This window comes from Moorena sp. SIO4A1 (assembly GCF_010672065.1).
Lineage (GTDB): Bacteria > Cyanobacteriota > Cyanobacteriia > Cyanobacteriales > Coleofasciculaceae > Moorena.
In genome coordinates, this window is sequence record NZ_JAAHHX010000794.1 from 1 (window position 1) to 1324 (window position 1324).

At 42.7% G+C, this 1324-nt stretch carries 3 protein-coding genes; 1 reads left to right on the top strand and 2 read right to left on the bottom strand.

Translation table 11 applies throughout. The features are described 5' to 3' along the window. Window positions 1-352: 352 nt before the first annotated feature. The gene (locus F6K53_RS42970; protein ID WP_293086747.1) at window positions 353-523 is read right to left on the bottom strand and encodes a hypothetical protein; all 171 of its coding nucleotides are present in this window, start codon (window positions 521-523) and stop codon (window positions 353-355) included. A gap of 93 nt (window positions 524-616) precedes the next feature. On the opposite strand from F6K53_RS42970, the gene F6K53_RS42975 reads away from it, so the two are divergent. Further along, window positions 617-748 (top strand): hypothetical protein, encoded by a 132-nt coding sequence (locus tag F6K53_RS42975; protein ID WP_293086750.1) that lies wholly within the window; start codon window positions 617-619, stop codon window positions 746-748. 67 nt (window positions 749-815) lie between these two features. Here the strand turns inward: F6K53_RS42975 and F6K53_RS42980 are convergent, their stop codons facing one another. Further along, window positions 816-1025, bottom strand: a complete 210-nt coding sequence (locus F6K53_RS42980) for a bacteriocin (RefSeq protein WP_293086753.1) — start codon at window positions 1023-1025, stop codon at window positions 816-818. Window positions 1026-1324 lie beyond the last annotated feature (299 nt).

The following is a 1324-nucleotide window of genomic DNA, read 5'->3' on the forward strand; positions in this document are numbered from 1 at the left end:
AATATCGGCGGGAGCAAGATTATCAAATCAAAAATCGATAACCAACAAATGGATTGACCTTTGGTCACGCTTCGCGAACGTGACATCAATGGCGCTCGTGGGATATTCCTACGGGCTTTGGGAGATACCCCCTGGCTGAGAGATTCGGCAAAGCCGACACTTCGTGAACAGCTTGCATTGGCGGGTAATGGTCTATCTTGGTAGACTTTGGTAGCTAAAAAGTATCGGTAAACAGTAATTGTTCCATCAGCTGAGGGATGTGTTCCTCAGAGGTAGCCTCTGCTGTCCGCCTCCGCCCATCGATTTGGAAAGCATAGCCAATCTCCATTGCTAGATAGATAGCTCTGACAACTCATTCACGCTTAGCCTGCTCCCTAAGTGAGTTGATCTGGCTTCCCAGGTTGGGTTGTGTTACTGCTCCAGGGCTCTCTAGGGAAAATCTTTGATTTTGGGAGTTTTCTGGAAAACTATTGAAGCGATGACCGTTCGCGTAGCGTGGCCTTTTGGCCAAGGTCAATCGCATTCACAAATCTTAATAATTTCTAGACTACTTTGCTGCTACTGGGGGCTTGAATTGTTTGCTATAGGGTACCTAAATCAATGGTGAGAATTTTTGATGCCATATTCCCGAATCCCGACTCCCGACTCCCTGTTCCCTTTTAGAGGATATCTGAAAAGTTTTTTGATACTGAATTTTGCCCCCCTAGCCCCCCAACTTTGGGGGGAACAAGAGTCCATTTGCTTCTAAAAGTCCCCCAAAATTGGGGGACCAACGGGGGCTTGGATGTAGCAAATGGGACTTCTCAGACAACCTCTTAGATAACTGGGGTTTTAGGGGACAATAGTATTCCCTGAATTTTATATCTAAGTCTCTGAAGAAAACCTGCATCTGGGGGCAGGGCTAACCTCAATCCACCCATAATTTGTTGTAGGTCATCATTAGTCAATTCATCTAGAAAACTTTCCGGGTCATCAAATAATTCAGCACCACTGGGTTTGAGGTCATTAATCTTGATATGACTCATGCCGTTTATTCTCCAAGTAATATATAGTTTGAGGCTCAATCCATGAGGATTTTATGGATTAATTATCATCCTAGCTAGCTAAAATTAACTATCCATAATAATTAATAATAAAATTGGACATAAAAGTAAAAATTATGTCTTATTACTTAGGGTTTGCTGAAAAAGTCTTTTGGTATGGGATTGAGTCAGCGAGTGTGGAGTCAGGAGTTAGGAGAAATGGGAATTATATAGGAGGTAGTCGGAAGAATTGTCCCTTGATTTTTCTGCTCTTGTCTGCCCAAAATGTGAATTAAATGAGA